Origin of the sequence: Pseudomonas oryzicola (assembly GCF_014269185.2) — a bacterium.
GTDB classification, from domain to species: domain Bacteria; phylum Pseudomonadota; class Gammaproteobacteria; order Pseudomonadales; family Pseudomonadaceae; genus Aquipseudomonas; species Aquipseudomonas oryzicola.
On sequence record NZ_JABWRZ020000001.1, the window covers coordinates 3,188,665 to 3,213,478 of the forward strand.

Consider the following 24,814-nt stretch of genomic DNA (forward strand, 5'->3'; position numbering starts at 1 on the left):
CAAGGGCCTCTTTGCGGGCGTGCCCGCGAAGAAGCCTCATTGGCCTTTCAGCCGTGCACCCAGCGCCGGTGCAAGCCACGCGCCAGGGCATCCAGCACGAACCCCAGCACCCCGATCAGCAACACCATTGCCATCAGCTCTGAATACGCCAGACGATCGCGGGTATCGAGAATGAAGTACCCCAGCCCGGCGCTCACCCCGAGCATTTCGCACGGCACCAGCACGATCCACAGAATGCCGATGGCCAGGCGCACACCGGTGAGTACATGGCCGATCACCCCCGGCAAGATCACCTTGCACAAGGTTTCCCAGCGGGTGGCGCTCAAACTTCGGGTCAACTGCAACCAGCGCGGGTCCAGCTGCCTGACCCCGGCGGCGGTGTTCAGCAGGATTGGCCACAACGCGGCAAAGGCCAGCAGGAAATAGATCGGCTGGTCACCCACGCCCATCAGCATGACCACTACCGGCATCCACGACAGCGGCGAGATCATGCGCAGGAACTGGAACGCCGGTGTGGTCGCGGCCTCCAGCTGCCGATAGCTGCCCACCAGCAAGCCCAGCGGCACACCGATCAGCAGCGCCAGCAGCAAGCCGATCAGGATGCGCTTGAGGCTCACCCAGATATGCCCGTAGACCTCGCCCTGCCCCAGCAACTCGGCCAGGCTGCCGAGGGTCGCCGCCGGTGCGAAGCGCGCCGACAGGCCATCCGCCTCACCGAACAGGGCAACCGCGCCCCACCACAGCAGCAGCAAGCCCAGCAGCCCGGCCAGGCCAAGGCCGGCCTGTACGACATGCGTGCGCATCAGACCGCGAACTCCTCGTTACGCTCGAAGTTGTCGGCAATGCCGAACACCGACGGCCCGCCGACGGCGGCAATGGCGTTGCGCACGAAACGGTCATCGACCAGATCGCGCGCTGTCTGTGCCGGGTCCAGGCCGGCAAGGAACGCGTTGTCACCCTCGATCAAGGTAGTTTTCAGGCGCTTGACCAACGCTTCGGTGTAGCTCGGGTACGGGTAAGGCTGGAAGTCGATGCGTTGTTCCTCCCACTGCTGGTGGCGAATGGCGCCACTGGCGATGTAGCCGGCGCGGTCTTCGGCAGCCGGGGCCAGCACCTTGCTCAGTACCGCTGGCTCGTGCGGGGTGTACTTGTTGGGGCCGGCCTTGGATAACAGCGCAGCGGCCTCGGCGCGGTGATCACGGGTCCAGTGCTGGGCCTTGACGATGGCATTGACCACTTTCTGCGACCAGTCCGGGCGATTGTTCAGGTCGTGCTCGTGCATGAACACCACGCAACAGGCATGGTTGCGCCAGACATCGCCGGTGAAGCGCTGCACGCGGCCAACCTTGAGGTGCTCGGCCAGGGCGTTGAACGGTTCGGCGACGATGTAGCCGGCGATACGCTTGCTGGCCAGCGCCGGCGGCATATCGGACGGCGGCAGCACCAGCAGGTTGACCTCGCTGGCCGCCAACTGGGCATTGGCCGGTTTCGATACCGGGGTCAGGCCATTGTCGTTGAGCATCTGCTGCAGCACCACATTGTGGATCGAGTACCAGAACGGGATGGCCACGGTCTTGCCGCCCAGTTGCTTCAGATCGGTGATATCCGGTGCCACGGTCAGGCCGGAACCGCCCACGTGGTTCCAGGCCACCACCTTGGCCGGCACCTTGCTGGCGTAGCGGGCCCACACGGTCATTGGCGACAGCAGGTGGATGACGTTGACCTGGCCCGAGATGAACGCCTCGATCACTTGCGCCCAACTGCGCAGCAGCACCGGGCGCTCGGCCTTGATGCCTTCGGCCTCGAACAGGCCGTTGTTGTGCGCCACCAGCAGCGGCGTGGCATCAGTGATCGGCAGGTAGCCGATACGCACCGGTGCGTCCGGTTCGGCGGCAGCACGGGCCTGCAGGCTCGACAGCAACGGTAACGCACCGGCGGCGGTGAGCATGGCACTGAGCTTGAGGAAATCGCGACGCGAGGAAGAGGAACAGCAGTCATCCATGCACATGGACAGCCTCCGAGGGCAACGGGGTTAAGGTAGGTTCGACTGTGCGGCTTGCCCGCCGAAGGGTTTTCAGTACATCGATGCGCAAGGCGCCCAGTTCTTCGACCCGCTGCGTCCGTGGTTGCGGCAGGTCGATACGCCACTGGCCAAGGATCTGCGCCGGGTGGTTACCCAGTAGCAGGACCCGGTCGGACAGCAGCAGGGCTTCGTCGATATCATGGGTGATCAGCACCGCCGCCGTGTTGTGGGTGGCGATCAGTTGCAACAGCAACTGCTGCATATCGGCACGGGTCACTTCATCCAGCGCGCCGAACGGTTCGTCGAGCAACAGCACCTCGGGTTGCCGGGCCAGGCAACGCGCCAGCGCAGTGCGCTGGGCCATGCCGCCGGACAGTTGCGCCGGGTACTGGTTGCGCGCATGGGCCAGGCCCACAGCGTCGATCGCATGGTCGATGCGCGCACGCCGCTCGGCCGCGGCCAGTCTTGGCTGGCGGGCGAAGTCCAGGCCGAAGGCGACGTTGTTTTCCAGGCTCAACCAGGGCAACAGGCTCGGGTCCTGGAAGGCCACGGCCAGTCGCGGGTGCGGCCCCTGCAGCGGCTGGCCGTGCAAGGTCACGCTACCGCCATGGGGTTGCTGCAGGCCGGCCAGTACCCGCAACAGACTGGACTTGCCAACCCCGCTGGGGCCAAGAATGGTCACCACTTCGCCCGCTGCCAGCTGCAGGTCGAACTGGGTCAGCACAGCCTGCCAGCCACCTTCGCCGGGGTAACCCAGGCTGATGTCACGGGCTTCGAGTAGCACTGGGCTCATGCCGCGCCCGCCTGGCGTTGCAGCTCGACACGCAGTTGCACCAGGCTGGGCGTGACGATCGGCACGAACGCCGACTCGCGCCAGCGGCGGGCAAAGCCTTCACCGTACTCGCTGAGGTAGGCCTTGCCGCCGCTGGCCTGCAACTCCAGCTGCACTGCGTCGGCAGCGCTTTCGGCCAAGGTGATGCGCAGTTTGAACAACGCCGCCGGCTGCTGCAGGAAGCGGCCATCGAGCAAGCCCTGCTTGAGTTCGCCCACGGTGTTTTCCAGACGCTCGCCAAGCACGCGCCGGGCTTCATCGAGGAACGAGGCACGACCATGCAGGTGCAGTTGCACCTCCTCCAGTGCCCGCCGCGCCAGGCCGATGGCCATGCCGCATTGCAGCGCCAGGAAGGCCGGGCGTACCTGCGGCAGGAACTCGCGAGCATTCTCATGCAACAGCCAGTCGCGCTGCAGTTGCACCTGGTGGAAGGCCAGGGCTGCCGTGTTGCTCGACTGCAGGCCCATCAGTTGCAGGTCGTCGGAGCGCTCCAGGCCCTCAACGTCGGAAGGAATGGCCAGCACGAACGGCGCACCACCGGCTTCGTCCTCGATGGCGGCGGCTACCACAAAGCCACTCTTGCGCAGGTTGGTCACCCAGTGCAGGCGCCCTTCCAGGTGCCAGCCGTCGGCCACCGGTCGGCCACGCACCTGCAGCGCTTCGATGCCGGACAGGAACTTCATGGCGTTGGACAACCCGGTGGCCCCGGCCAGTTCGCCGCTTAGCAAACGCGGCAACAAGCGCTCGCGCAGGGCCTGGTTGGGGCTGTGCAACAGGTATTCGATGAAGGCACGCTGGCCCCAGCAGACGAACGCCGCTGCCAGCGAACGGCTGGCGATGGCGGCGATGGCCTCGACCGCGTCGGCCAGCCGCCCGCCCGTGCCGCCCAGTGCCGGGTCGACACCGATGCGCAGCAGCTGTGATTCGGCAATCTGGGTCAGCACCCGCTGCGGCTCGCACTGCCCTCGGTCGATAGCTTCGGCATTGGCATCCAGCCAGTGTCGAAATGCGCAATCTTGCATGTTCCTGCTCCTTTGAAAACGCCGGGGCCGTTTTGCGGCCCGTTCGCGGCACCAGGCCGCTCCTACAACGATCGCGGTATGGCCGAGATCACACGCGGGTCATGCAGAAGGCTGCCAGCGGTACTTGCCCAGCTCGTCATTGAGCGGCGTCTGGGCGAACACATTAGCAAAGTTGCACAGGGTTGCGAGGCTCACCCCCAGAATCACTTCCAGCGCGTTACCTTCGCTGAAACCGGCCGCGCGGAAGGCCTGATAAGTGGCCTCGCTGACGTTGCCACGGGTGGCGATCACTTCGCGGGCGAAGGCGGCCAGGGTTTCGTAACGCGCATCCGGCAGTTCGCCGCGGGCACGCAGGGCATCGACCACCGCCTGCGGCAGCTTGGCCTTGTTCAGCGCCACCGCCGTATGGCCGGCCACGCAGAAGTCACAGCCATGCTGGGTGGCGGCAATCAATTGCACCACTTCGCGTTCGGCCAGGCTCAGGTCAGCCTTGCCGTTGAGTGCCGAAACGGTCACGTAGGTTTCCAGTGCCGCCGGGGCGTTGGCCAGCACACCCAGCAGGTTGGGAATGAAGCCGGAATTCTTCTGGGCATTCTCGAGGAACGGTCGGGCCGCTTCCGGGGCGCTCTCAAGGGTGTGTAAAGTAACTCGCGACGACATGCGGTGATCTCCTGTGATGGGTGTCACTACAGTCTGTTGGTTATAAGCATTACCCTCCATATTCATCAGTCGCCTTTCCTTGCTCTTGAGTCTTTGCATTAGATGATTTCCTCCAGCCACCTTGTCGATGGGTTATTAGAGGGCCTGGACCTTGATGCCAGCCTGTTTCATGTCGGCCGCTACTGCGGCGGCTGGCACGCCAGCACGCAAGGCATGGGCCGCGCCAGCTTCCACCTGGTGGTGCAGGGGCATTGCTGGCTGCACATCGACGGCCAGCCCGATGCCATACGCCTGGCGGCCGGCGATGCGGTGTTCCTGCTACGCGATCTTGGCTATCGCCTGGCCAGTGAGCCGGACTTGGCCGGTGCCTGTGCCCAGCCACGCCAGCCCATGCAGCCGCTGGACGCCGAAGCGGTCGATGGCGTAGGGCTGGTGTGCGGCTTTTTCCACTTCAAGCCGGGTTTGTCATCGCTGATCGTCGAGGGCCTGGCCAGCTGGATATTGCTGCGCGCCGAAGAACCGGGCGGGCATGCAGCGCGGGCGTTGTTCGAGCTGATCCTGGAGGAATGCCGGCGCACCGCCGGCCCGTCGCAAACGTTGCTGGAGCGGTTGACGCACCTGCTGTTCCTCTATGTGCTGCGCCAGCAGGTGCATGCCGGGCAGCCACTGGGCGGGTTGGTCGCGCTTGCCCGCCAGCCGGCTTTTGCCGGGCTGCTGGCGCAATTGATCGAGCAACCGGGGCAAGCCTGGACGCTGGAAAGCATGGCGGCCTGCACCGGGTTGTCACGCTCGGCTTTTTTCAAGCGCTTCAATGAACTGGCGGGACAGTCCCCAGGGCAAGTGCTGCTGGCGTTGCGCATGCGCCATGCCAGCCAGCTGTTGCAGGCGGGGCACACCGTCGAGCAGGTGGGCGCACAGGTGGGCTATCAATCGGTTGCGGCGTTTACCCGGGCGTTCGCCAAGGCGGTGGGTGTGCAGCCAGGGGCGTATCGGCGCCAGCATGAAAGACGCTGAGCCGTATTGCGCCTGCGATGGCTGCAAAGCAGCCCCTGTTGCAACTACACCTGTCTGTCAGTCATTGACACTCACCACCCGCCCCGCCTTCTCGCCAGCGTTGCCGCGAGTGGCCAGGCAGTAGTACAGCGGCACCGTCACCAGCAAGCCGAACAACCATGACAGGTCGGCCCCTTCGACAATGTTCGAATACGGCCCCGCATACAGCGACGTGTTGGCAAACGGCAACTGCACCAGGATGCCGCAGGCATAGGCAATGATCGCGTGGTGGTTGAAGCGGCCATAGATGCCGCCGTCGGCACGGAAGATCGAGGCGATGTCGTACTGGCCTTGCTTGATCAGGTAGAAGTCGATCAGGTTGATCGACGCCCACGGCACCAGTACCAGCAACAGGGCCAGGATCAGGCCGATGAACTGGCCGATGAAGTCTGCCGAAGCATTCAGCGCCACCAGGCCACACCCCAGCAGGATTACCGAAGCCAGCATTACCCGTACCTTGATGCTCGGCGTCCACGCCGCGACGAAGGTCTGGATCGCGGTGACGATCGACAGTACTGCGCCATACAGGTTGAGGGCGTTGTGGCTGATGATGTTGAGCAGGAACAGCACCATCAGGATCGGGCCCAGCCAGCCGGTGGCCTGCTTGACCGCCTCCATCGCATCGGTGCCCTCGGGCACGCACAGTACAGCTACCGCGCCAAAGCTGAAACACAGGATGGTACCCAGGGTGGCGCCAAGGTAGGTCGCCCAGAACGGCTTGGCGATACCCACTTCACGCGGCAGATAGCGCGAGTAGTCGGAGGTGTACGGCGAGAAACTGATCTGCCAGATGGTGCCCAGCGATACCGTGGCGATGAAGCCCGACAGGTTGAACGCGCCACGGCTGAAGAAATCGGCCGGCAACGTCTGGGCGAACATCATGATGAAGCCGCCCAGCAACGCCGAGCCCATCACCCAGGTACCGATACGGTTGAGAACATGAATGAAGCGGTAGCCGATCACGCCGATGGCAGTGGCGCTCAGGGCGCCGATCACGATCGCGCCCGGCATTGGCACGCTCGGGGCGATGCCATGGATGGTCTTGCCCGCCAGGACGATGTTGGAAATGAAGAAGCCGACGTAGATCAGCGCCGTGAAGAACACGATCAGCAGCGCGCCGTAGCGGCCGAACTGGCCACGGCTCTGCACCATCTGCGGAATGCCCAGCTGCGGTCCCTGCGCAGAGGCCAGGGCGATGACCACGCCCCCGGCAAGATGGCCCAGCACGATGGCCACCAGCCCCCACAGCAGGTTCAGGTGGAACACCTGGACCACCATGGCACCGGTGACGATCGGCAGTGGCGCGATGTTGGTGCTGAACCAGAGGGTGAACAGGTCACGCGCCTTCCCGTGGCGCTCGGCAGGTGGAACGTAATCGACCGTGTGGTTCTCGACAAACGGGTGTTGCGACGACGGTTGGGACATAGGATTTCAGCTCGAAAGGTCGTTTTTATCTTTGTAAGGAAACCGCATCAAGGCGGCCTCTCAGCTGCGGACCATATTATGGTATTCCAAACTTTTGACAACACTGATCCGCAGGAAAAACTGCCCACTGATCCGTTTGCAAAGCCTTTGTGGCGAACCGACTTCACAGCGGAACCCGCAGCATCCGTGGCCTTGCGCCGCTCATCGCGATAACCGTGAGCTTGAAAATTCCGCTTGCAAAATAGGTATTACGGTATACCATCAGACACATCAACGATAAAAACCGCGGACCACCGCAGCCCCTCAGAGGTACACCCGATGATCGACGCAACCGTCTACAAGCACGTCCTGGGCTCCTTCCCGTCCGGCGTTACCGTCATCACCACCCTGGACGACGACGGCTCGGTCGTCGGCCTGACCGCCAGCGCCTTCTCCTCCCTGTCGATGGACCCGCCGCTGGTGCTGTTCTGCCCCAACTACAGCTCCGACTCCTACCCTGTACTGATCCGGCAGAAACGCTTCGCCATCCACCTGCTCTCCGGTGAACAGCAAGCCGAAGCCTATGCGTTCGCCAAGAAGGGCAAGGACAAGGCCAGCGGCATCGAATGGGCCCTGAGCGAACTGGGCAACCCGATCCTGGCCGGCGCCACCGCTGTCATCGAGTGCGAACTGTGGCGTGAATACGAAGGTGGCGACCACGCCATCATGGTCGGCAAGGTGCACAACCTGATCGTCCCTGCAGACGCGCCACGGCCAATGGTGTACTGCCGCGGCAAGATGGCCAGCCTGCCCGCCTTTGCCTGAGCCCTGCAGCCAGACGCAGGCCCGCTCCCACACTGAAGCCCGCCTGATGGCGGGTGAAAACAACAAGCGTTGAGGAAAGCCCCATGAAATTTTCGTTGTTCGTGCACATGGAACGTTGGGATGAACAGGTCAGCCACCGCCAGCTGTTCGAAGACCTGACCGAACTGACCCTGATGGCCGAAAACGGCGGTTTCAGCACCGTGTGGATCGGCGAACACCACGCCATGGAATACACCATTTCGCCGAGCCCGATGCCATTGCTGGCCTACCTGGCCGCACGCACCGAAAAGATCCGCCTGGGCGCCGGCACCATCATCGCGCCGTTCTGGAACCCGATCCGGGTCGCCGGCGAGTGTGCCCTGCTCGACGTGATCAGCAAGGGCCGCATGGAAGTGGGCCTGGCCCGTGGCGCCTACCAGTTCGAGTTCGACCGCATGGCCGGTGGCATGCCGGCCACCGACGGCGGCAAGGCCCTGCGGGAAATGGTGCCGGTGGTGCGCAAGCTGTGGGAAGGCGACTACGCCCATGACGGCGAGGTGTACAAGTTCCCCACCTCCACCAGCGTGCCAAAACCCTACAACGCCGTCCCGCCAATGTGGATCGCTGCCCGCGACCCGGACTCGCACAACTTCGCCGTGGCCAACGGTTGCAACGTCATGGTGACGCCGCTGATGAAGGGTGACGAAGAAGTGCTGGACCTGAAGAACAAGTTCCAGGCGGCCCTCGACAACAACCCGGGCGTGCCGCGCCCACAACTGATGGTGCTGCGTCACACCCACGTGCACAGCCCGGCCGAGCCGGATGGCTGGAAGGTCGGCGCCCAGGCCATCTCGCGCTTCTATCGCACCTTCGATGCCTGGTTCGGCAACAAGACCACCCCGGTCAACGGTTTCCTTGAGCCAAGCCCGGAGTCGAAGTTTGCCGAAGTGCCAGCGTTCGAGCTGGAGAACATCCGCAAGAACACCATGATCGGCACCCCGCAAGAGATCATCGCCCGCATCAAGTACTACCAGGCGCTGGGCGTCGACGAGTTCAGTTTCTGGTGCGACAACAGCCTGCCGCATGCCGAGAAGAAGAAGTCGCTCGCGCTGTTCATCAAGGAAGTGGTGCCGGCGTTCGCCTGAATTCCCTTTGCCTGAACCATTGCGGGACACGCCCGCTTTCGTGGGTCATCGCGGCCCGCGGGAGCGGGTTTTTTTGGTGTGTTTGCCTTTCGTCCCCTCGCAACAGAGAAATTTCCAGCCGCCTCTTGCGCAACAAATATTATGGTATACCATCAGACAACAAAAGCTGATAACCCTCACCAGGAGCCATCCATGAGTTTCGAAATCCGCAAGATCGTCACCTACTCCGAAGAGACCCGCATCGAAGGCGGCAAGGCCACCGACAAGCCGGTGACCATGGTCGGCCTGGCCGTCGTGATCAAGAACCCATGGGCTGGTCGCGGTTTCGTAGAAGATCTGAAGCCGGAAATCCGCGCCAATTGCTCGGACCTGGGCGCCCTGATGGTCGAGCGGCTGACCGCCGCCATTGGCGGGGCCGACAAGATCGAGGCCTATGGCAAAGCGGCCGTGGTCGGCGCGGAGGGCGAAATCGAACACGCCTCGGCGGTCATTCACACCCTGCGCTTTGGCAACCACTACCGCGAAGCGGTACAGGCCAAGAGCTACCTGAGCTTCACCAACAAGCGCGGCGGCCCGGGCACTTCGATCCAGATCCCGATGATGCAGAAGGACGACGAAGGCCTGCGCTCGCACTACATCACCCTGGAAATGCAGATCGAAGATGCCCCGCGCGCCGACGAAATCGTCGTGGTCCTGGGGGCTTCCGACGGTGGCCGCCTGCACCCACGCATCGGCAACCGCTACATCGACCTGGAAGAACTGGCTGCCGAAAAAGCCAACGCTCAATAACAACAACCAAGACGGGCCGGGGCGTGACGTACCTACCCGCCGCGCCCGACCTTGAAGGAGCGCCCTCCATGATTCAGCCTGTTGCTGAACGCACCCCCGCCGGCACCAGCTACCTGTCTGTTGGCCAGGGCCAACCCGTGGTACTGATCCATGGCGTGGGCCTGAACAAGGAAATGTGGGGCGGTCAGTTCGTTGGCCTGGCCAACGACTACCGCGTCATCGCCTACGACATGCTCGGCCACGGCCAAAGTGCCCTGCCGGCTGCCGACATCGGCCTGGAAGGCTATGCCGCCCAGCTTGCCGAGCTGCTCGACCACCTGCAGATCGCACAGGCCACCGTGATCGGCTTCTCCATGGGTGGCCTGGTCGCCCGGGCGTTCGCCTTGCATTACCCACAGCGCCTGGCGGCACTGGTGATACTCAACAGTGTGTTCAACCGCACCCCCGAGCAGAGTGCCGGGGTTATCGCCCGCGCGGCCCAGGCAGCCGAGCAAGGCCCGGACGCCAATGTCGACGCCGCGCTCGACCGCTGGTTCAGCCGTGAATACAAGGCTGCCAACCCGGCGCAGGTCGCCGCCATTCGCCAGGTCCTGGCGAGCAACGACCCACAGGGCTACCACACCACGTATTCGCTGTTCGCCACCCAGGACATGTACCGCGCCGCCGACCTGGGCAGCATCCAGGTGCCGACGCTGATCGCCACCGGCGAACTCGACTCGGGCTCTACCCCGGCCATGGCCCGCCAGCTCGCCGCCAGCATTCCGGGTGCGCACAGTGTGGTCCTCGCCGAGCAACGGCATATGATGCCAGTGGAAGCACCGCGTGAAGTCAACAAGATGCTGCTGGACTTTCTCGCACAAGCCCGCACCCTTACCGAATCCGCCAAGGGGATTGTTGCATGACCCTCGTTCGTTTCCAGATGTGCATCGACGGCCAATGGCGCGATGCCCAGAGCGGCAAGACCTTCGACAGCCTCAACCCGGCCACCGCCCAGGCCTGGGCACAATTGCCAGATGCCGACGAAGTCGATGTGGAGCTGGCCGTGCAGGCCGCCCAGCGGGCCTTCGACAGCCAGCAATGGCGCAGCATCAGCGCCACCGCGCGCGGCAAGCTGCTGCGCCGCCTGGGCGACCTGGTTGCCGAAAACAAGGAACACCTGGCCCAGCTGGAAAGCCGCGACAACGGCAAGCTGATCCGCGAAACCCGCGGCCAGGTCGGCTACCTGCCGGAGTTCTTCCACTACACCGCAGGCCTGGCCGACAAGCTCGAAGGCGGAACCCTGCCGCTGGACAAGCCCGACCTGTTCGCCTACACCGTGCACGAGCCGATCGGCGTGGTGGCCGGGATCATCCCGTGGAACAGCCCGCTGTACCTTACCGCGATCAAGCTGGCGCCGGCCCTGGCCGCCGGCAATACCATCGTGCTCAAACCGTCCGAGCACGCCTCGGCGACCATTCTCGAACTGGCCCGCCTGGCCCTGGAGGCCGGCTTCCCGCCCGGCGTGGTCAATGTGGTCACCGGCTACGGCCCGAGCACCGGCGCAGCGCTGACCCGTCACCCGCTGGTACGCAAGATCGCCTTCACCGGCGGTGCCGCCACCGCCCGCCACGTGGTGCGCAGCAGTGCCGAGAACTTCGCCAAGCTGTCGCTGGAGCTGGGCGGCAAGTCGCCGAACATCATCTTCGCCGACGCCGACCTGGACAGCGCCATCAACGGTGCCGTGGCCGGCATCTATGCCGCCTCCGGGCAAAGCTGCGTGGCCGGCTCGCGCCTGCTGGTGCAGGACGAAATCTTCGACGAGTTCGTCGCCCGCCTGATCGCCCGCGCCAAGCGCATCCGTATCGGCAACCCGCAGGACGACGCCAGCGAAATGGGCCCGATGGCCACCGCGCAACAGCTGGCCGTGGTCGAAGGCCTGGTGGCTGCGGCCAAGGCCGAAGGCGCCAGGCTGCACATGGGCGGCAAGCGTGCCGTGGTCGAGGGTGACGGCTGGTTCTACGAGCCGACCCTGTTCGAGTGCGACAGCAACTCGATGACCATCATGCAGGAGGAAGTGTTCGGCCCGGTTGCTGCGGTGATCCGCTTCAAGACCGAAGAAGAAGCCCTGGCCATCGCCAACGACTCGCAGTTCGGCCTGGCCGCCGGTATCTGGACCCGCGACCTGGGCCGTGCCCACCGCCTGGCCCGCGACGTGCGTTCGGGGATCATCTGGGTCAACACCTACCGCGCCGTATCGGCCATGGCGCCGATCGGCGGCTTCAAGAACAGCGGCTACGGCCGTGAGAGCGGCATCGATTCGGTGCTGGCCTATACCGAGCTGAAGACGGTGTGGATCAACTTGTCCACCGCGCCCATGCCCGACCCCTTTGTCATGCGCTAGGAGAACTGCGCCCATGATCGAACCCGGCATCTATAAAGACGTGATGGGCTCCTTCCCGTCCGGCGTCACGGTGGTCACCACCCTGGACGCCGATGGCGGCATCGTCGGCATCACCGCCAGTGCGTTCAGCGCGTTGTCGATCGACCCGGCACTGGTGCTGTTCTGCCCCAACTACGCCTCCGACACCTACCCGATCCTGCGTGACAGCAAGCAGTTCGCCATTCATCTGCTGTCTGCCGACCAGACCGCCGAGGCCTACGCGTTCGCCGGCAAGGGCAAGGACAAGGCCAAAGGCATCGAGTGGCACCTGAGCGAGCTGGGCAACCCGCTGCTGACCAGGGCCACGGCGATCATCGAATGCGAACTGTGGCGCGAATACGATGGCGGTGACCACGCGATCATCGTTGGTGCAGTGAAGAACCTGGTGTTGCCGGCCGAGCCGGTGACGCCGATGGTCTACCACAAGGGCAAGCTGGGCGCCCTGCCCCCCTTGGGTTGCTAGACCGCGTTGGCTTCTTCGCGGGCTCGCCCGCTCCCACAGGTCCTGCACAGGTTTCAGTATCTATGTGATCCCCGTGGGAGCGGGCAAGCCCGCGAAGAAGCCAACACCGATGACCCTATTTTTCCGGAGTACTGCGCATGAGCAACGAAAAGTACGAGAAAGGCCTGCAGATCCGCACCCAGGTGCTGGGCGAGGACTACGTCAACCGCTCTATCCAGAACGCCGACGACTTCACCAAACCGTTGCAGGAGCTAGTCACCGAATACTGCTGGGGCCACGTCTGGGGTCGTGAAGGCTTGTCGCTGAAAGAGCGCAGCATGATAAACTTGGCCATGATTTCCGCGCTCAACCGGCCCCACGAGCTCAAGCTGCACATTCGCGGCGCATTGCGTAATGGCCTGAGCCGTGAACAGATTCGCGAGATCCTGCTCCAGGTCGGCATTTATTGCGGCGTGCCCGCGGCGGTGGACAGCTTCCGCCTGGCCCGCGAAGCGTTCGCCGAAGCCGATGCGGAGTCAACCCGTTAACACCGGGCTGTTCGAACCCATGCAAGGAGCACCCGAGGTTCGTGGTGCTGTTGCAGTTGCGGTCGGGCAGCCTCTTTCAGAGCGCACTCGATGAAACGCCTGCCACTCGACGACAGTTTCAAGGTCAACCGCAACCCCGTTACCCTGCGCGAAATCGTGCTCGACAAGCTGCGCGCCGCGATCATGAACTTCCATCTGCTGCCGGGCGACCGCCTGGTCGAGCGCGACCTCTGCGACCGCCTCGGCGTCAGCCGCACCTCGGTGCGTGAGGCCCTGCGCCACCTGGAGTCGGAAGGCCTGGTGGAGTTCGCCGATGCCAAGGGCCCGCGCGTGGCCATCATTACCCTCGAAGACGCCCGCGACATCTATGAACTGCGCTGCGTGCTCGAAGGCCTGATCGTGCAACTGTTCACCCTCAACGCCAAGGCCAAGGACATCCGTGCCCTGGAGCGCGCACTGGAAGTCAACCGCGAGGCCCTCGAAGAAGGCGAGCTGCAACAGGTGCTGGATTCGGTACAAGGCTTCTACGATGTGCTGCTGGAGGGCTCCGGCAACCAGGTGGCAGCCCAGCAGTTGCGCCAGTTGCAGGCCCGCATCAGCTACCTGCGCGCCACCTCGGTATCGCAGGAAAACCGCCGCGGCGCCAGCAACCGGGAAATGGAAAAAATCGTCGAGGCGATCAAGAGCGGTGACCCGCTGGCTGCCCACCAGGCCTCGGTCGATCACGTCCGCGCCGCGGCCAAGGTAGCCCTGGACTACCTGCGCCAGAAGCAGGATGACAATGCCAAGCTGCGCGATATCGTCGAGCCCCTGGCCCTCAAGGAACCTCGCATAGGCCGCTGACCATGCCCAACGCCCCGCGCTACTGCCCGCACTGCACCACGGAACTGGCCCGGGGCGTTCCCACAGGCGACACCCACGAACGCCTGCACTGCACCGGCTGCGGCTATATCCACTACATCAACCCGAAGATCATTGCCGGTTGCATCATCGAGCGCGATGGCAAGTACCTGCTATGCCAGCGCGCTATCCCGCCGCGCCCGGGCACCTGGACCTTGCCCGCCGGCTTCATGGAGGCCGGCGAGACTACCGAGCAGGCGGCATTGCGCGAGGTCTGGGAAGAAACTGGCGTGCGCGCCGAGATCGTCTCGCCGTACTCGATCTTCAGCGTGCCGAAGATCAGCGAGGTGTACATCATCTTCCGCGCCATCGCCACCGAGGAAACCGGGCAATACGGGGCGGAAACACTGGCCTGCAAGTTCTTCGAGCCGGACGATATTCCCTGGGACGACATCTACTACCCGGCGATCCGGCAGATCCTGGAGCGCTACATCCTCGAGCGGCAAGCTGGGGTGTACGGCATCTACATGGGCAATGACGACACCGGCAAGGTGCACTTCATTCGCTAGCCTGTGCCGGCCTCTCGCGAGTAAGCCACAGGCTCTTCGCCTGGCCACTGTTCCAGGGCCACCCCGCAGGCCTCGCGCTCAGCGCCGCCCCTCGGCCAGCATGCGCACGGCCAGGCCCGCCAGCACCGTGCCCATCAGCCAGCGTTGTACCTGCTGCCACGATGGGCGCCCGGCAAGGAACACGGCAATCGACCCGGCCATGGTCGCGATCAGGGCATTCACCGTGACGCTGATGGTGATCTGCGTCGAACCCAGCACCAGCGACTGCAACAGCACGCTGCCATGGCCCGGCTCGATGAACTGCGGCATCAGCGACAGGTACATGACGGCAATCTTGGGGTTGAGCAGGCTGGTGGCGAAGCCCATGGTGAACAGCCGCCGCGGGCTGTCGGCAGGCAGGTCGCGAACCTGGAAGGGTGAACGACCGCCAGGGCGCAGCGCCTGCCAGGCCAGGTACAACAGGTACAGCGCGCCCCCGATGCGCAGCGCGTCGTAGGCAAAGGGCACCGCCATCACCAGGGCAGTGATCCCCAGTGCGGCGCAGACCATGTAGATGACGAAGCCCAGGGCCACGCCGCCCAGCGAGATCAGCCCGGCCTTGCGGCCCTGACAGATCGAGCGGGAGATCAGGTAGATCATGTTCGGCCCCGGGGTCAGGACCATGCCGAGGCAGATCAGGGCGAAGGTGAGCAGTTGCGCGGTGTCGGGCATGGGCACGTCCTGGTTGTGCATTGAAGTGCTGCGAGTCTATCCCAGGCCACGCCTGTCGTCTGCTTCGGCGATGAGGACAGTGGCCTCAACCCATCTGCCCGGCGATCAAGCCCACGGCCACCGTGATCATCGCCACGCCGGAAACCCGCCCGACCAGCTTCGCCGCCTGTGGCCGGGTGCTCAACACGGCTTTGGCGCCATAGCCGACCAGCGAATAGATCACCAGCGAACTGCACAGGTGCACCAGCCCCAGCAGCAGTATCTGCAGTGGCACCGGCCAACTCGACTGCGGGTCGGTGAATTGCGGCAGCAGGGCCAGGAACAGCAGGAACACTTTCGGGTTCAGGCCGCTGACGCAGAACCCCTTGAATGCCCAGCGCGAACCTGACTCCCCGGCTCCGCCCTGCCCGGCCGTCGGCAATGCCGGGCTCAGCAGCAGGTTGCCACCCAACCACAGCAGGTAGCTGCACCCTGCCAGAGTCAGCAGGGTCAGCGCCAGCGGGTGACCCGCCAGCAGGCTGCCAACCCCGGCCGCCACCACCAAAGTCGCCAGGAAATGCCCCGATAACATTCCCGCCACCGCAGGCATCACCCAGCGCCCGCGCATGCCCGCCGAAATGGCATAGGCCCAGTCCGCGCCGGGGGTCATCACGAACAACATCGACACGGCCCAGAACGCCGCCAGAACACTGAGAGCCACTTGAATCTTCCTTTTTCCACTGCTTTGGGATGAGCAAAGATTACGTATTCCGCTGCGGCATTTTCTTTCGTATATTCCCTCTCTGCCGCCGAACACTGGAAGATTCTTCTCAATGGACAGGATCGATCGAAAAATTCTTGCCGAACTGCAAAAAGACGGTCGGCTGTCGGTGACCGAGCTGGCCGACCGCGTCGGGCTCAGCCTGTCGCCTTGCCATCGGCGCTTGAAGGCACTGGAGGAAACCGGGGCGATTCTTGGCTATCACGCCCGCTTGGCGCCGAGCGCCTTGGGCCTGAACTTTGCGGCGCTGGTTTTCGTGACCCTGCGCGAAGTTACCCGCCAGCCGGTGGCGGACTTTGAAGCAGCCTTGGCCGAGATTCCGCAGATTGTCGAAGCACAGCGGCTGTTTGGCGACCCGGATTACCTGCTGCACGTGGTGGCCAAGGACTTGCCGGCATTCCAGAAGCTGTATGACGAGCAGTTGACCAGCATTCCCAATGTGAAGCGGTTGAGTTCGACCTTGGTGATGAAGGAGGTGATTCAGGATCGGTTGTTACCGATGTAGCCGGTTGCCATCCTTGGGTTCTGCACGAAAAGTGCCTGCGCGGCGACTTTTCCCACCAACCCTAGGTTTTTTAAGGTTTGTGGGCACATATTTACTAATTTCTCGTTATACCCGCGCCCCGCATCATCACTCCAACAAGAACGCGTCGCCCTTCGCCGGCACGCCCCCGGGCAGTTCCCGATGCCCCACCTTGCCTTGGAGTCAGTCATGACCAGTGCAGTCAATTCGGCCCCCCTGATAGAAAAACACACGATCGGCTATGTGCCCCCGCAAGACCGCCATGGAAAGGTAAGGGATCTGTTCACGCTGTGGTTCGGCGGCAACATCGCGCCGCTGCCCATCGTCACCGGCGCATTGGGCGTGCAGCTGTTCCACCTGAACCTGCTGTGGGGCGTCGTCGCCATCCTGGTTGGCCATCTGCTTGGTGGTGTGCTGATGGCGCTGCACTCGGCCCAGGGCCCGCAGATGGGCATCCCGCAGATGATCCAGAGCCGCGCCCAGTTCGGCTCGCTCGGCGCACTGCTGGTCGTGGTGATCGCCGGGGTCATGTACATCGGCTTCTTCGCCTCCAACATCGTCCTTGCCGGAAAGTCACTGCACGGTGTGGTCGATGTCGTGCCCGTGCCGGTGGGCATCGTCATCGGTGCACTGGGCTCGGGCATCATCGGCATCATCGGTTACCGCTTCATCCATGTGCTCAACCGCATCGGCACCTGGGTGCTGGGCATCGGCATCGTGGTCGGCTTCGGCTACATCTTCAGCCATGTGCAAAGCGACGACTTCCTCAGCCGTGGCGGCTTCAACCTGGCCGGCTGGCTGGCCACCGTGTCGCTGGCGGCGCTGTGGCAGATCGCCTTCGCCCCGTATGTCTCGGACTATTCGCGCTACCTGCCGGCCGACGTCAAGGTCAGCGCGACGTTCTGGACCACCTACCTGGGTTCCGCGCTGGGTTCCAGCCTGTCGTTCATCTTCGGCGCCGTGGCGGTGCTGGCGATCCCTGCCGGCATGGACACCATGGACGCCGTCAAGCTGGCCACCGGTACCCTGGGGCCGATCATGCTGGTGCTGTTCCTGCTCAGCGTGATCAGCCACAACGCCCTCAACCTGTATGGTGCGGTGCTGTCGATCATCACCCTGGTGCAGACCTTTGCCTACCGCTGGATCCCCACTGCCAGGAGCCGTGCAGTGCTGTCACTGGTGGTGCTGAGCGCCTGCTGCGTGGTGGCGGTATTCGCCTCGGCAGACTTCATCGGCCATTTCGTCGACATGGTGCTGGTGCTGCTGGTGGTATTGGTACCTTGGACGGCGATCAACCTGATCGACTTCTACGCCATTCACAAGGGGGACTACGACATCCAGTCGATCTTCCAGGTCGATGGTGGCATCTACGGGCGTTACAACCCGCAGGCGCTGATCGCCTATGCCGTGGGCATCGTGGTGCAAATCCCGTTCATGAACACGCCGCTATATGTCGGCCCGATTGCCGAGCACATCAACGGTGCAGATTTGTCGTGGCTGGTGGGCCTGGCGGTCACTTCGCCGCTGTACTGGTGGCTGGCCAGCCGCGACAGCGCCTACCGTCGTCGCCAGGCCAGTGCCAAGGTAGCCATGGGGCATTGACCTGTTCTGCGGTCGATCAGGCAGCAAGGGGTGAGCGGCAAGCCAGTCAGGCGCCCTCGGGCAACAGGCTACGGTCGAACATGAACGCGCGCTCGCCCCGCGGTGTATAGGCATACAACTGCTGCGGCCGCCCAAGGCGCGGCTGGTTCTTTTCCCCGGTGTCCCTCACCCACCCCAGCTCGCGCAAGCGCTCCAGCCGCTTGCGCAGCGAGGTGTTGTTCACCGCTTGCCCCAGGCAGGCCTGCACCGCGCCCAGCGCATCCAGCACGGTGAACTTCTCGGCCAGCAGGTAAAGCGGCAAGCTGCTGTACACGGTCTTCGCGGCAAGGCGCTCGCGGGCACGGCCAACCAACAGGTTATGGTCGAACGGCAGCAGCAACTTGCGTTCCAGCACGCTGTCCAGATCGAAGAACGCCAGTTGCTCGCCCTCGACCTGCTGTTGCGGGTCGAGCAGCGCCAGGTAGAAGGTGCTCAACGACCAGCCCCTGGGGTCACGGAAGGCATTGCCTTCGGTACCCACCTGTTCCAGGTAACGCGGCAATACCTGCGCCTTTTCACGCAGGGCCCGGTCGGCAGCGCCTTCCAGGCTGGTGTCGGGGGTTCGGCCGTTGACGATGACCCCGGGCAAGGCCCACTGGCCGACATGCGGTTCTCGTTCACGACGGTGCAGCAACACTTGCAGGTGCTGTGCTTCAGGGGCCATGCGCAGGGCGACGATATCGACGCTGGCCAGGACTTCGGTGCTACTCACGGGATGGCTCCGCTCAGGAATCCGTCTATATTCCACCAGAGAAGTTAAGTAATACAAGCATTAACCCTGAAATAAAAAGCCCTTGACACACTTAATACACCAGGTGGATTATTTGACCATCCCAGCAAGGAGAACCGCCATGAAGATCGCCAGCTTCGATGTCGACGCGCAAAAGGGCTTCACTGCCAATGCCCCGCAAGAGCTACCCGTTCCCGAAGGTGACGAAATCGTGGTGGATCTCAATGCCATGGCGCTGCGCGCCGACCTGCGCCTGGGCAGCAAGGACGCCCATCCAGCCAACGCCGCCTGGGTAGTCGCCGACCACGCCGACATGTTGCAGCCGCTGCAACTGGCCGATGCCGACCTGACCTGGGTCAGCCACTGCGTGCCCGGCACTCCAGGTTTTGAACTGCTGCCCGGCCTGCCCGCCCCCATCGATTACGATTACTTCGTCTGGAAAGGCGTCGAGCCCGACCTGCACCCCTACGGCGCCTGTTACCACGACCTGGGCGAGCGCCGCTCCACCGGGGTGATCGAGTACCTCAAGGTCAACCAGGTAGGCGCGGTGATCGTCGGCGGCCTGGCCCTGGACTACTGTGTCAGGACCACCGCCCGGCAACTGCGCCAGGCCGGCTTCCAGGTATTGCTGTACCTGCCCGCCTGCCGCGCCCTCACCCAGGCGGGGGCGATCGAGGCGTGTGGTGCCCTGGCCGCCGAGGGCGTGATCCTCTGCGGTGATGAAGCTGCACTCGACCACCAGCTTGCCCGAATCAAGGAAGACCGCCCATGAGCGATAGCGTTTTCGGCCCGCGTATCATCCAGAACCTGCTGGATACCGACTTCTACAAGATCACCATGATGCAGGCAGTACTGCACAACTACCCCAACGCCGAGGTGGAATGGGAGTTTCGCTGCCGCAACGACGAGAACCTCGCCCCCTACCTGGCAGAGATCCGCTACCAGGTCGAACAACTGGCCGATGTCAGCGTCACCCATGACCAGCTTGCCTACCTGGAGAAGATCCCTTTCATCAAGCCGGACTTCATCCGTTTTCTCAGCCTGTTCCGCTTCAACCTGCGCTATGTGCAGGTGTACCTGGATGATGCCGGGCAACTGGCGATCCGCGTGCGTGGGCCATGGCTGCACGTGATTCTCTACGAAATCCCGCTGCTGGCGATCATCAGCGAGGTACGCAACCGCTACCGCTATCGCGAGGTGGTGATCGAGCAGGTTCGCGAGCGCCTGTATCAGAAACTCGACTGGCTCAAGGCCGAAGCTAGCAGCGAAGAACTGGCCGGCTTCCAACTGGCCGATTTCGGTACCCGGCGGCGTTTTTCCTACCGGGTGCAGGAAGAGGTGGTGCACATCCTCAAGCGTGACTTCCCGGGCCGCTTTGTCGGTACCAGCAATGTGCACCTGGCCCGTGAATACCAGCTCAAGCCGATCGGCACCATGGCCCACGAATGGTTCATGGCCCACCAGCAGCTCGGTCCACGGCTGGTCGACAGCCAGGCTGCCGCCTTGGAATGTTGGGTGCGGGAATACCGCGGGTTGCTGGGCATCGCCCTGACCGACTGCATCACCATGGATGCGTTCCTGGGCGATTTCGACCTGTACTTTGCCAAGCTGTTCGACGGCCTGCGGCATGACTCGGGCGACCCGCTGGCCTGGGCGGAAAAGGCCATTGCCCACTATGAGCGGCTGGGCATCGACCCGAAGAGCAAGACGCTGATCTTTTCCGACGGCCTGGATTTCGCCAAGGCGCTGGGGCTGTACCGGGCACTGCATGAGCGGATCAATGTCAGCTTTGGCATCGGTACCCGATTGACCTGCGACATTCCAGGCGTGGAGCCGATGAATATCGTGATCAAGATGACTGCGTGCAATGGCGCGCCGGTAGCGAAGATCTCCGACAGCCCGGGCAAGACCCAGTGCCGGGATGAGAACTTCGTGGCTTATCTGAAGCATGTCTTTCAGGTGAACTGAGGCCCGAGCAGCTAACCCACCCCTGACTCCCCTAGACACAACTGCAGAAACCGCGCCGCCGCCCGCGACGGCGTCGCTGCATGCGGCACCAGGATGGAAAAGCGCCGCACCAGCGCCTGCGGCGCGACCTGCAACCGGCGCAACGCGCCATCCTCATGCCGAATCGACATCGCCGACACGAAACCGATGCCCATCCCGGCCCGCACCGCCTCCTTCACCCCTTCCACGCCGGCAATCTCCAGCGCCACGCGCATCGCCACGCCACTGCGGGCAAAGGCCCGCTCGACGATTTGCCGCACCCCTGAACCGCTCTCGCGCAGTACCAATGGGTAAGCCCCCAGCACGGCCAGCGTCTGCTGGTCGCTGTCCGCCAGCGGATGCCCACGCGGCACGATGGCAACGATCTCGTCGTGCCGCCACGCGGTTACCGCCGTGCCCAGTGGCAACTCCTGCCCGGGTGGCCCTTCGATCAGGGCAATATCGATACTGTCCAGCGCAGCGACTATTTCCGCCGTATTGCCGTTGGACGTGCTGACCTGCACCTCCGGGTAGCGGGCGTGGAAATCGGCAATCAGGTACGGCAGCAGGTAGCTGGCCGGCGTGGTACTGGCACCGATGCGCAAGGTCCCGCGTTCCAGCCCGCGCATGGCCTCGCGCAGCGCCTGGGCCTGGCGAAAGGTTTCCCGCAAGCGCTCGGCATGGGCCAACAGTTGTTCACCGGCCGCCGTCAACCGCACGCCGCGGCCAGCGCGTTGGTAAAGGGGCTCGCCAAAGGCTTCCTGCAGCAGCTTGAGCTGGCCAGACACCGCCGGTTGCGACAAGTGCAGCGCCTGAGCCGCGTGGCTGATGTTGCCATGCTCGGCAACGGTGGCGAATGTTATCAGTTGCTCCGGGGTCATGAAGAAAAAATATCAGATTTACGGATATTTGCCATTTTAAATTACGATTTTTTATAAGCTTATAACCGAATTACCGTGAGTCATGTCGAAACACCCTTGCGGAGGACTCACATGGCCACGGTTCCGTCCAACCCTGCTGTTGCAACCACCCTCTCTACCCGTGGGCGGCTCAATGGAATCCTGTTCGTCGCGCTGTTCGCGCTGGCAGTCACCCAGCTGGCCGCCCTGCCGGCCATCGCCAACCTGGGTATCAGCCCGCTGATCGTCGGTATCGTCGCCGGGGCGCTGTATGCCAACGCGCTGCGTGACGGGGTACCCGCGAGCTGGGCGGCAGGCATCAACTTTTCCGCTCGCAGCCTGCTGCGCATTGCCGTTGCCTTCTTCGGCCTGCGGATCAGCCTGCAGGAAATTGCCGAAGTCGGCTGGTCGGGGCTCATCGTATCCGTGCTGGTGGTAGGCAGCACCCTGCTGATCGGCTTGTGGTGCGGCATCAAGGTGTTCAAGCTGGACCGCGATACCGCCTTGCTGACCGCAGCGGGCAGCGCGATCTGCGGTGCCGCTGCGGTACTGGCATTCGAGTCGGCCCTGCGCAGTGCGCCGCACAAGAGTGCCATGGCGGTCGGCAGCGTCGTGCTGTTCGGTACCTTGTCGATGTTCCTCTATCCGTTGGCGATCAACACCGGCTGGCTGCAGCTGGATACCATGAGCGCTGGCCTGTACCTCGGTGGCACCCTCCACGAAGTGGCCCAGGTGGTCGGCGCGGCCAGCAACGTCGGCCCCGAGGCCACGCATATCGCCACGATCGTCAAGATGACCCGGGTCATGCTGCTGGTGCCGGTGCTGCTGCTGGCTGGGTTGTGGATCAGCCGCGCACGCCTGCCGGGCCAGGCACAGGGCAACGGGCGCATCGCCATGCCCTGGTTCGCCCTCGGTTTCCTGGCGCTGGTGCTGATGAATTCACTGCAGGTGCTGCCAGGCAGCGTGACGCAGGCGGTCAACAGCCTGGATACCTTCACCCTGACCATGGCCATGACAGCGCTGGGAATGGAAACGCGCTTCAGCCAGATTCGCCAGGCCGGGCCGCGAGCACTGGCCACCGGGGCGCTCCTGAACCTGTGGCTGATCGGGGGTGGGCTGGCAATAACCCTCGGCGTACAGAAGCTACTGGGATGAGTTGAGGCCGAGGTGGCTTCTTCGCCGGTAAACCCGCTTCCAGAAGGTTCAGCGCGACCATTCTGGAGCGGGTTTACCGGTGAAGAAGGCAAACCGGACTCAAGCTTTTTCAGCATCCCCCTCGTTGCCGCTCACATTTCTCGGTATGGTGTTGTCAAAGAAGGATGTTTTACCCGCACAGGAAAGACTTAGATGCCTCAACGCCATGTCATCAACGCATCCGTCAGCCCCAAAGGCAGCCTGGAGACGCTGTCACAACGTGAAGTGCAGCAACTCAGTGAAGTCGGTACCGGTAGCCTTTACACCCTGTTCCGCCAGTGCGCCCTGGCCATCCTCAACACCGGCGCTCATGTCGACAATGCCAAGACCATCCTCGAGGCCTATCAGGACTTCGAGGTACGTATCCACCAACAGGACCGTGGCGTGCGCCTGGAGTTGCTGAATGCCCCAGCCGACGCCTTCGTCGATGGCGAGATGATCGCCAGCACCCGGGAAATGCTGTTCAGCGCCCTGCGCGACATCGTCTACACCGAAAGCGAACTGGCCAGCCAGCGTATCGACCTGGAAAGCTCCCAGGGCATCACCGACTACGTGTTCCACCTGCTGCGCAATGCCCGCACCCTGCGTCCGGGCGTGGAGCCGAAGATGGTGGTGTGCTGGGGTGGCCATTCGATCAGCAGCGAGGAATACCAATACACCAAGAAGGTCGGCCACGAACTGGGCCTGCGCAAACTGGACGTGTGCACCGGCTGCGGCCCAGGCGTGATGAAGGGCCCGATGAAGGGCGCAACCATTGCCCACGCCAAGCAGCGCATGCACGGCAGCCGCTACCTGGGCCTCACCGAACCCGGGATCATCGCCGCCGAGGCGCCCAATCCGATCGTCAACGAACTGGTGATCTTGCCGGACATCGAGAAGCGTCTGGAAGCCTTTGTCCGTGTCGGCCACGGGATCATCATCTTCCCGGGCGGTGCCGGTACGGCCGAAGAATTCCTCTACCTGCTGGGCATCCTCATGCACCCGGACAACCAGGACCTGCCGTTCCCGGTGGTGCTCACCGGACCGCGCAGCGCAGAGCCGTACCTGCAGCAATTGCACGCGTTCGTCGGCGCCACTCTTGGTGAAGCGGCGCATCGCCTGTACCAGATCATCATTGACGATCCGGCGGAAGTTGCCCGGCACATGGTCGAAGGGCTCAAGGAGGTCAAGCAGTTCCGCCGTGAGCGCAACGATGCCTTCCATTTCAACTGGCTATTGAAGATCGAGGAAAGCTTCCAGCGCCCGTTCGACCCGACTCACCAGGCCATGGCCGACCTGGACCTGCGGCGCGAACTGCCCGCGCATGAACTGGCCGCCAACCTGCGCCGGGCCTTCTCGGGCATTGTCGCAGGTAACGTGAAGGACAAGGGCATCCGCCTGATCGAGGAGCATGGGCCGTATCAGATCCGTGGCGACAGCGCCGTGCTGGACCCTCTGGGCCGGCTGTTGCAAGCGTTCGTCGACCAGCATCGGATGAAACTGCCCGGCGGCGCCGCGTATGTACCGTGCTATCAGGTGGTGACCTGATCCTGTTACAGAGGTAACAGAACCACCGGCCGTCACCGCCACCTGCTTTTGATCTTGATCTTGATCTTGATCTTCGCGACTTCAGGAGGCCGAACGCAGGGCTCGCTCCCGGGAGGACGCGCTGCAGGCCCCATCCATGGGGCCTCAGCGCTTGACGGGCATCCATGCCCGTCACCTCCCTCCGCAAGCCCTCCGCTCGGCCTCCTGAAGTCGCATTCGGCGGCGCCTGAACTATCGCGCGCTTAGAAGCAAAATCAAAAGCATCAAACGGATCAAGCGCATCCGGACTATGT

Annotated in this window: 26 protein-coding genes; 16 read left to right on the top strand and 10 right to left on the bottom strand. The window is 63.6% G+C overall.

Annotated elements, in window-relative coordinates:
- Positions 1 to 47: 47 nt before the first annotated feature.
- The 5 genes from HU760_RS14645 to HU760_RS14665 form a co-directional block, all read right to left on the bottom strand.
- Positions 48 to 803: an ABC transporter permease gene (locus tag HU760_RS14645; RefSeq protein ID WP_186679950.1), complete on the bottom strand. Its 756-nt coding sequence runs from the start codon at positions 801 to 803 to the stop codon at positions 48 to 50.
- Positions 803 to 2,008 carry an ABC transporter substrate-binding protein gene (locus HU760_RS14650; protein WP_186679949.1) on the bottom strand — a complete coding sequence of 402 codons (1,206 nt, stop codon included), beginning with the start codon at positions 2,006 to 2,008 and terminating at the stop codon, positions 803 to 805. Before HU760_RS14650 ends, HU760_RS14645 begins: the two co-directional genes overlap by 1 nt.
- Positions 1,995 to 2,816 (bottom strand): ABC transporter ATP-binding protein, encoded by an 822-nt coding sequence (locus tag HU760_RS14655; RefSeq protein ID WP_186679945.1) that lies wholly within the window; start codon positions 2,814 to 2,816, stop codon positions 1,995 to 1,997. The genes HU760_RS14650 and HU760_RS14655 overlap by 14 nt, the downstream gene beginning before the upstream one ends.
- On the bottom strand, positions 2,813 to 3,877 hold the full coding sequence (locus HU760_RS14660) for an acyl-CoA dehydrogenase family protein (RefSeq protein WP_186679942.1): 1,065 nt from the start codon (positions 3,875 to 3,877) through the stop codon (positions 2,813 to 2,815). Before HU760_RS14660 ends, HU760_RS14655 begins: the two co-directional genes overlap by 4 nt.
- Positions 3,878 to 3,976: 99 nt before the next feature.
- Entirely contained in the window at positions 3,977 to 4,537 is a 561-nt protein-coding gene (locus tag HU760_RS14665) for a carboxymuconolactone decarboxylase family protein (RefSeq protein WP_186679939.1), read from the bottom strand.
- A gap of 102 nt (positions 4,538 to 4,639) precedes the next feature.
- Between HU760_RS14665 and HU760_RS14670 the strand changes: the two genes are divergently transcribed.
- On the top strand, positions 4,640 to 5,551 hold the full coding sequence (locus HU760_RS14670; RefSeq protein ID WP_186679936.1) for an AraC family transcriptional regulator: 912 nt from the start codon (positions 4,640 to 4,642) through the stop codon (positions 5,549 to 5,551).
- A 57-nt stretch (positions 5,552 to 5,608) separates the two neighbouring features.
- Here HU760_RS14670 and HU760_RS14675 read toward each other — a convergent pair whose 3' ends face one another.
- The gene (locus HU760_RS14675) at positions 5,609 to 7,015 is read right to left on the bottom strand and encodes a purine-cytosine permease family protein (protein WP_186679933.1); all 1,407 of its coding nucleotides are present in this window, start codon (positions 7,013 to 7,015) and stop codon (positions 5,609 to 5,611) included.
- A gap of 318 nt (positions 7,016 to 7,333) precedes the next feature.
- Between HU760_RS14675 and HU760_RS14680 the strand changes: the two genes are divergently transcribed.
- The 9 genes from HU760_RS14680 to HU760_RS14720 all read left to right on the top strand — a co-directional run bounded on the left by HU760_RS14680 (position 7,334) and on the right by HU760_RS14720 (position 14,550).
- Positions 7,334 to 7,819 (top strand): flavin reductase family protein, encoded by a 486-nt coding sequence (locus HU760_RS14680; RefSeq protein WP_186679930.1) that lies wholly within the window; start codon positions 7,334 to 7,336, stop codon positions 7,817 to 7,819.
- Positions 7,820 to 7,902: 83 nt separating this feature from the next.
- Positions 7,903 to 8,943 carry an LLM class flavin-dependent oxidoreductase gene (locus tag HU760_RS14685; protein WP_186679927.1) on the top strand — a complete coding sequence of 347 codons (1,041 nt, stop codon included), beginning with the start codon at positions 7,903 to 7,905 and terminating at the stop codon, positions 8,941 to 8,943.
- Between the two features lie 192 nt (positions 8,944 to 9,135).
- On the top strand, positions 9,136 to 9,732 hold the full coding sequence (locus tag HU760_RS14690) for an amino acid synthesis family protein (RefSeq protein ID WP_186679924.1): 597 nt from the start codon (positions 9,136 to 9,138) through the stop codon (positions 9,730 to 9,732).
- A 68-nt stretch (positions 9,733 to 9,800) separates the two neighbouring features.
- On the top strand, positions 9,801 to 10,634 hold the full coding sequence (locus tag HU760_RS14695; protein ID WP_186679921.1) for an alpha/beta fold hydrolase: 834 nt from the start codon (positions 9,801 to 9,803) through the stop codon (positions 10,632 to 10,634).
- Complete coding sequence (locus HU760_RS14700; RefSeq protein WP_186679918.1) at positions 10,631 to 12,112, top strand: aldehyde dehydrogenase; 1,482 nt, start codon at positions 10,631 to 10,633, stop codon at positions 12,110 to 12,112. The genes HU760_RS14695 and HU760_RS14700 overlap by 4 nt, the downstream gene beginning before the upstream one ends.
- Before the next feature lie 13 nt (positions 12,113 to 12,125).
- Positions 12,126 to 12,614, top strand: a complete 489-nt coding sequence (locus HU760_RS14705; RefSeq protein WP_186679916.1) for a flavin reductase family protein — start codon at positions 12,126 to 12,128, stop codon at positions 12,612 to 12,614.
- A 137-nt stretch (positions 12,615 to 12,751) separates the two neighbouring features.
- Entirely contained in the window at positions 12,752 to 13,141 is a 390-nt protein-coding gene (locus HU760_RS14710; protein ID WP_008100863.1) for a carboxymuconolactone decarboxylase family protein, read from the top strand.
- Between the two features lie 90 nt (positions 13,142 to 13,231).
- Positions 13,232 to 13,984 (top strand): GntR family transcriptional regulator, encoded by a 753-nt coding sequence (locus HU760_RS14715; RefSeq protein ID WP_186679913.1) that lies wholly within the window; start codon positions 13,232 to 13,234, stop codon positions 13,982 to 13,984.
- Between the two features lie 2 nt (positions 13,985 to 13,986).
- The gene (locus HU760_RS14720; RefSeq protein WP_170030293.1) at positions 13,987 to 14,550 is read left to right on the top strand and encodes an NUDIX hydrolase; all 564 of its coding nucleotides are present in this window, start codon (positions 13,987 to 13,989) and stop codon (positions 14,548 to 14,550) included.
- Positions 14,551 to 14,628: 78 nt separating this feature from the next.
- Here HU760_RS14720 and HU760_RS14725 read toward each other — a convergent pair whose 3' ends face one another.
- Together HU760_RS14725 and HU760_RS14730 are read right to left on the bottom strand one after the other, a co-directional pair.
- Entirely contained in the window at positions 14,629 to 15,261 is a 633-nt protein-coding gene (locus HU760_RS14725; RefSeq protein WP_186679910.1) for a LysE family translocator, read from the bottom strand.
- 85 nt (positions 15,262 to 15,346) lie between these two features.
- Entirely contained in the window at positions 15,347 to 15,961 is a 615-nt protein-coding gene (locus HU760_RS14730) for a LysE family translocator (RefSeq protein ID WP_186679908.1), read from the bottom strand.
- 112 nt (positions 15,962 to 16,073) lie between these two features.
- On the opposite strand from HU760_RS14730, the gene HU760_RS14735 reads away from it, so the two are divergent.
- Positions 16,074 to 16,526 (top strand): Lrp/AsnC family transcriptional regulator, encoded by a 453-nt coding sequence (locus HU760_RS14735; RefSeq protein WP_186679905.1) that lies wholly within the window; start codon positions 16,074 to 16,076, stop codon positions 16,524 to 16,526.
- 207 nt (positions 16,527 to 16,733) lie between these two features.
- Entirely contained in the window at positions 16,734 to 18,146 is a 1,413-nt protein-coding gene (locus tag HU760_RS14740) for a purine-cytosine permease family protein (RefSeq protein ID WP_186679903.1), read from the top strand.
- A gap of 46 nt (positions 18,147 to 18,192) precedes the next feature.
- Here HU760_RS14740 and HU760_RS14745 read toward each other — a convergent pair whose 3' ends face one another.
- Entirely contained in the window at positions 18,193 to 18,897 is a 705-nt protein-coding gene (locus tag HU760_RS14745; protein ID WP_186679900.1) for an NUDIX hydrolase, read from the bottom strand.
- A gap of 139 nt (positions 18,898 to 19,036) precedes the next feature.
- Here HU760_RS14745 and HU760_RS14750 point away from each other — a divergent pair, with 139 nt between their 5' ends.
- Both HU760_RS14750 and pncB read left to right on the top strand, forming a co-directional pair.
- Entirely contained in the window at positions 19,037 to 19,687 is a 651-nt protein-coding gene (locus HU760_RS14750) for an isochorismatase family protein (RefSeq protein ID WP_186679897.1), read from the top strand.
- Complete coding sequence (gene pncB / locus HU760_RS14755) at positions 19,684 to 20,883, top strand: nicotinate phosphoribosyltransferase (RefSeq protein ID WP_186679894.1); 1,200 nt, start codon at positions 19,684 to 19,686, stop codon at positions 20,881 to 20,883. The genes HU760_RS14750 and pncB overlap by 4 nt, the downstream gene beginning before the upstream one ends.
- Positions 20,884 to 20,894: 11 nt before the next feature.
- On the opposite strand, the gene HU760_RS14760 is transcribed toward pncB, so the two are convergent.
- Positions 20,895 to 21,782 carry a LysR family transcriptional regulator gene (locus tag HU760_RS14760; protein WP_186679891.1) on the bottom strand — a complete coding sequence of 296 codons (888 nt, stop codon included), beginning with the start codon at positions 21,780 to 21,782 and terminating at the stop codon, positions 20,895 to 20,897.
- A 111-nt stretch (positions 21,783 to 21,893) separates the two neighbouring features.
- Here HU760_RS14760 and HU760_RS14765 point away from each other — a divergent pair, with 111 nt between their 5' ends.
- Together HU760_RS14765 and ppnN are read left to right on the top strand one after the other, a co-directional pair.
- Positions 21,894 to 22,955 carry a YeiH family protein gene (locus HU760_RS14765; protein ID WP_186679888.1) on the top strand — a complete coding sequence of 354 codons (1,062 nt, stop codon included), beginning with the start codon at positions 21,894 to 21,896 and terminating at the stop codon, positions 22,953 to 22,955.
- 192 nt (positions 22,956 to 23,147) lie between these two features.
- A complete protein-coding gene (ppnN, locus tag HU760_RS14770; protein ID WP_186679885.1) occupies positions 23,148 to 24,521 on the top strand; it encodes a nucleotide 5'-monophosphate nucleosidase PpnN in 1,374 nt (457 codons plus the stop codon).
- The last annotated feature ends 293 nt before the right edge of the window (positions 24,522 to 24,814 follow it).